This is a genomic window from Rhizobium mayense, assembly GCF_030272705.1.
Taxonomy (GTDB): Bacteria; Pseudomonadota; Alphaproteobacteria; order Rhizobiales; family Rhizobiaceae; genus Rhizobium; species Rhizobium mayense.
Window position 1 is genome coordinate 1 of the sequence record NZ_JARFYM010000114.1, and the last position, 576, is coordinate 576.

Sequence of the window (576 nt, forward strand, 5' to 3'; positions counted from 1 at the left end):
GCAAAGCCACGCAGGCGCTTGCCCTTAACACCCCAGCCGTAGAGCGGCGCCATATTGGTCTTAATCCAGGTTTCGTCGATGAACACGAGCCTTTGAGGATCAAGGCGCGTCTGCCATGACTGCCAGCGCTTGCGCCGACGGACGATGTCAGCGCGTGCCTGTTCAAGGGCAAACATCGTTTTTTTTGAAGCGCAGCCCCTCGCGGCGCAGGAAACGCCAAACGGCATCATGCGAGACGATGACGCCTCTCACCGCCAGTTCGGCCTTGAGACCGTGCAGGCTGATTTGCGGGCTCTGAGCAATCCGCTCGGCTATGAAAGCGCGATGCGGTTCCAAAAGGCGTTTGCGATGCCCTCCCATCTGACCGGGCGCGACCGAACCGCTGCGGCGATACCGCTGCGACCACTTCACAACAGACGAGACCGAGACACCAAACCGCGCCGCCACCGAGCGGCAGCTCTCGCCCGCCGCAACAGCGCCCACGACACGTTCACGCAGATCATTCGAAAGAGGTGCGACCATCGATGCTGACCTCCTCTCAGCCAGCATCTTGAATCACATTCGACATCAAAAGGG

At 60.4% G+C, this 576-nt stretch carries 1 pseudogene; it reads right to left on the reverse strand.

Annotation, left to right across the window (positions count from 1 at the left end):
• A pseudogene (locus PY649_RS34825) lies at nt 1–522 on the reverse strand (helix-turn-helix domain-containing protein); the annotation flags it as partial.
• Nucleotides 523–576: the final 54 nt, after the last annotated feature.